A 4,748-nucleotide genomic window follows, 5' to 3' on the forward strand; every position below is an offset into this window, starting at 1 on the left:
GTCATCTGCACGCCTGTGAGCCCAATGCCCGAGTTGCCCGCGGTCACGCCCCCGATGATCTGCGTAACTGGATTAGGGAAGGTATAGTACGGGCTATATTTCAGACGTAAGCCGGGATTGCCACATCGGCTTTGGAAACCCAACCTTCTTTAAGAGCTGTCCTGAATACTAACTGCAAACTGTGATTGTGGTTGCTTATCGTACTTTTCGCTGCCTTCTGCCCATTCCGCCCCTTCAATGAAGCGGCGTAAGCATCGACATCTCTTTCCGTAATTCCGGCCAACGGCAATTCGCCGAACTTAGGAAGAAGATGATTTCGGATCGTGGTGATGTGCTTCGTAATTTTGTGGGCTTCAGTACCGACTAATCCCGATGCTTCCAGTTCGGCATCGAGAGCCTTGATCGTCAGCTCTGCCGCCGTGCGAAACTTTCTGAGCCCCACCCCCCTTCCCTCAGAAACGGCCTTCATCGTTTCTTGATACCTATCATAGGCAATTTTTTCGGCCTGAGACTTGTCGGAAACGCCCGTCGCTCGATAGAGAAGCTTCCCATCAGGCATCTTGAACTGGGCTTCCCAATACGGACTATCCGCCCGGCGTCCACGATACATGGTTATAGCGGCGTTATAGGGATGCGCGTAACGCTCCGCTCTTTTCGCTGGCCTTGGCATTCCTTGCGACTCCTCCTATAAACGTGCCCGTGACGAGCGTGTGGCGAAATTGGTAGACGCAACAGACTTAGATTTTTTGGGTGCTTGAGGAGAAATCCTCTATGTAGAACTGCTCAAATTCGGGGAAAGCTAACGGCAGTAGCCTATGCCAATCCCGAGCCAAGCCCCGAAAGGGGAAGGTGTAGAGGCCAGACGGGCAGCACCTAAAGGCTTCGGCCAATGGTGAAGGGATGGTCCAGACCACGCACGCTTGGGCGGCGGCGAAAGCCGAGGTGGTAAGAAAATCTGTCGCCTTACGGCATCCGGGTTCGATCCCCGGCACGCTCACACAATACCTTTTCTCCCCCACAACCTCCCGTCCTCGCGCCTCAAGTCGCGTAAGTTTGTACAAACACCGTATAAACGCTTTTATCTCATTTTTTCATTATAAATCAATGATTTTATATAAACATTCGTCTGTTTTTAGGGATTTTAAGTCCCTTGCGTCTACCGATTTCGCCACGCCCGCGCCTCCCGTCTTATAAAGGCGGGAGTTGGCGCCGGCCAAGCGGAATTTTGGGTCAATGAAAATCGCGCGATTGCGGGATGACCCGGACGTTGCGCGGGTGATGGGCGCGGTCCGCCCTGCCCGTCGCGCTCTCCGACAGGCGCCCAAGCTCGGCCGAGCGGTCGCTGACGCGCTGTCCCAGCAGATGCACCACCCCCGCCCAGCTTTTTTGCACCCTGCCTTCCACCGCCATCAGTCGCGCCGCCATGGTCTCCTTGCGGTAGCGTTCGAATAAAGTGGAATAAAGCGCGACATTGACCACGCCGGTCTCGTCCTCCAGCGTGACGAAAATCATTTTGCCATTGCCCGGCCGCTGGCGCACCAGCACCAGGCCCGCCGCCTTTTTCCACGCGCCGTCGCGACAAGCAGCGAGATCGCAGGCGCGAACAAAATTTTCGCTGGCGAAAAGCGGACGCAAAAGCTGCATCGGATGCGCCGCCAGCGACAGCCGAAGGGTCTGGTAATCGGCGACGACCTGTTCGCCGAGACGCAACAGCGGCAGGGCGGGATCGGGCTCGACCCCTAATTCCTCGATCCCTGCGGCGGCAAACAAAGGCAGGGGTTTTGTCCCCGGCAGGCGTCTTGCCGCCCAGAGCGCGGCGCGGCGATCGAGTTTTTTCTCCGGCGCCGGATCGCACGAAACGGTCAGCACGCGACAGGAGCGGAAGGCGTCGGCGTCGGCCAGGATTTTGAGCGTTCGTGCGCAAAGCTCCGCCCGCGTCGCGCAGGACTCGAGCGTGGCAAAACCCTCTCCGCGCACGGCGATCAGGCGCTCCAATTCGCTTTGGGTCAGGCCGCCGATCTGGCGGAAGCCGAGCCGCAACGCCAGCGCGTCGTCCTTGCGTTCCAGCGTATTGTCCCATGACGAATGATTGACGTCGACCGGAAGGATTTCGACGCCATGTTCGCGCGCGTCGCGCACGATCTGCGCCGGCGCGTAAAAACCCATCGGCTGGGCGTTCAGCAAGGCGCAGGCGAAAACCGCCGGGTGGCGGCATTTCAGCCAGGCCGAAACATAGACGAGGTGGGCGAAAGAGGCGGCGTGGCTTTCGGGAAAACCATAGGAGCCAAATCCTTTGATCTGCTCGAAGCAACGTTGTGCAAATTCACGTTCATAGCCGCGCGCGCACATGCGTGAAACCATCATCGATTCGAATTCGCCGATCGTGCCGAGATGACGAAAGGTCGCCATGGCGCGGCGCAGGCGATTGGCTTCTTCCTCGGAAAATTTCGCTGCGACCATGGCGAGGCTCATCGCCTGTTCCTGAAACAAAGGCACGCCAAGCGTCTTGCCAAGCACCCGATGCAATTCGTCCCGCGGCCCATGTTCCGGCGCCGGCGAGGGAAAGCTGACCTGTTCGTGTCCGGCGCGGCGGCGCAGATAGGGATGCACCATGTCGCCCTGGATCGGCCCCGGCCGCACGATGGCCACCTCGATCACCAGATCGTAGAATTTGCGCGGGCGCAGATGCGGCAGCATGTTCATCTGCGCGCGGCTCTCGACCTGGAACACGCCGACTGAATCGCCCTTGCACAGCATGTCATAGACCGCCCTGTCCTCGCGCGGGACCTCGGCCAGTCCGATTTCGAGGCCCTCATGGCGCGCGAGCAGTTCGAAACCCTTGCAGATGCAGGTCAACATGCCGAGCGCCAGAATATCGACTTTCATCAGGCCGAGCGCAGCGATGTCGTCCTTGTCCCATTCGAGAAAAGTGCGGTCCGGCATGGCGGCGTTGCCGATGGGAACGAGTTCATCCAGCCGCCCGCGCGTCAGCACGAATCCGCCGACATGCTGCGACAGATGACGCGGGAAACCCAAAATTCTCCGCGCGAAAAAAATGACCTGGCGGATCGTTGGATTGGCCGGATCGAGTCCGGCCTGGGCGATATGCTTTCGGGAAAATCCATCGCCGTGACTGCCCCATTGCAGCGAGCCGAGCGCAACGATCATGTCTTCCGACAGGCCAAAAACTTTCGCCACATCGCGCAGGGCGCTGCGAGGGCGGTAGGAAATCACCGCCGCCGCCAGGCCGGCGTGTTCGCGGCCATATTTTTCATAAATATGCTGGATGACTTCCTCGCGCCGCTCATGTTCGAAATCGACGTCGATATCGGGAGGCTCGCGCCGCGCTGCGGAGATGAAACGCGCGAAAAGCAGGTCATTTTCCGCCGGATCTACAGCGGTGATTCCCAGCACGTAACAGACGGCGGAATTGGCCGCCGATCCGCGCCCCTGGCACAGGATTTCCTTTTTCCGCGCGAAATCCACGATGTCATGGATGGTGAGAAAATAAGGCGCGTAATCGAGCTTGGCGATCAGCGCCAATTCCTTGACGATCAGCGCGCGTACTTTTGGCGGCGCGCCCTGCGGATAGCGTTGCGGCAGAGCGCGGCGGGTCAGTTCCTCGAGCCAGGCCTGCGACGTCCAGCCGCGCGGCGTCGGCTCGTCGGGATATTCATAGGACAATTCCCGCAAATGAAATTTTACGCGAGAAAAAAACATGGAAATTTCCTGGATCGCCTCCGGCGCGTCGGCGAAAAGCCGCGCCATTTCACGCGGCGATTTCAGATGGCGCTCGGCGTTGACCTCCAGTCGCCGCCCCGCCTGAGCCAAGGTCATATGCTCGCGCACGCAGCAGAGCACGTCCTGCAAGGCGCAGTCTTCCGGAACTGAGTAAAGCGCGTCGTTCTGCGCCAGCAATTTAACGCCCTGCGCCTGCGCCAGACGGCGCAATTCCTGCAACCGACGACGGTCGCGGCCACCGCGCGGCATATTGGCGCCGAGCCAGATGGCGCCGGGACACGCGGCGTGCAAACGCGCTAAAGGCTTTTCCAGAGCTTCGGGCTTTTGCGTCGGCAGCAGGATCAATAAAAGATCTTCAGTCTCCGCCAGCAGATCCTCGAGGCGCAGCAGGCAATCGCCTTTTTTCGCCCGGCGCTTGCCGAGGGTGAGCAGACGGCACAGCCGCCCCCACCCTGCCCGATTGGCTGGATAGACAACGACATCCGGCGCGCCATCGCAGAAGCTTACGCGCGCGCCAGCCAGCAGGCGAAAGTTTTTCGCGCGCTGCGCCAATTCGTCATCCGGCGCCTGCGCAAAATCCTCCAGCGCGGACAGGGCGCGCACGACGCCGGCCAGAGAATTGCGATCGCACAGGCCGAGGCCGGGATAGTCCAATTGCAGGGCCGTGCGGATCAGATCGGCTGGCGGCGAGGCGCCGCGCAAAAAGGAGTAATGGCTGGCGCATACCAACTCAGCATAAGACATCACGCAAACAGCCCATGCAGGAACCAGCGCGGCGTGTCGTCGCCGCGTTCGTAAAGTCCGCGCCGGAACAGCCAAAAGCGGTGGCCCTCCACATCCTCAACGCTATAATAATCGCGCGTCGGCGCTTCCGGCCCGAAAGGCGCGGGATCGAGCCGCGCCCATTCCGACGCGATGCGCTCCGGTCCTTCGGCGCGCAAGACGTCATGCGACTTTTTGCGCCAATGGAAGCGCGCGGGCGGCCCATCGGGGGCGAGCGCCAGAAC

The 4,748-nt window shown here is 60.2% G+C and carries 2 protein-coding genes and 1 pseudogene; all 3 read right to left on the minus strand.

Annotation, left to right across the window (positions count from 1 at the left end; genetic code table 11):
- Positions 1 to 100: 100 nt before the first annotated feature.
- Entirely contained in the window at positions 101 to 670 is a 570-nt protein-coding gene (locus ACLP2E_RS21510; RefSeq protein WP_442467076.1) for a hypothetical protein, read from the minus strand.
- A gap of 560 nt (positions 671 to 1,230) precedes the next feature.
- On the minus strand, positions 1,231 to 4,485 hold the full coding sequence (locus ACLP2E_RS21515) for an error-prone DNA polymerase (protein WP_442467077.1): 3,255 nt from the start codon (positions 4,483 to 4,485) through the stop codon (positions 1,231 to 1,233).
- A pseudogene (locus ACLP2E_RS21520) lies at positions 4,485 to 4,748 on the minus strand (Y-family DNA polymerase); the annotation flags it as partial. The gene ACLP2E_RS21515 and the pseudogene ACLP2E_RS21520, both read right to left, overlap by 1 nt.

The organism is Rhodoblastus sp., from assembly GCF_052145335.1.
Taxonomy (GTDB): Bacteria; Pseudomonadota; Alphaproteobacteria; order Rhizobiales; family Beijerinckiaceae; genus Rhodoblastus.

What these genes read in the sequence shown, in the direction of transcription:
- ACLP2E_RS21510 (WP_442467076.1), bottom strand. Translation starts at nt 670, where the DNA reads ATGCCAAGGCCAGCGAAAAGAGCGGAGCGTTACGCGCATCCCTATAAC.
- ACLP2E_RS21515 (WP_442467077.1), bottom strand. Translation starts at nt 4,485, where the DNA reads ATGTCTTATGCTGAGTTGGTATGCGCCAGCCATTACTCCTTTTTGCGC.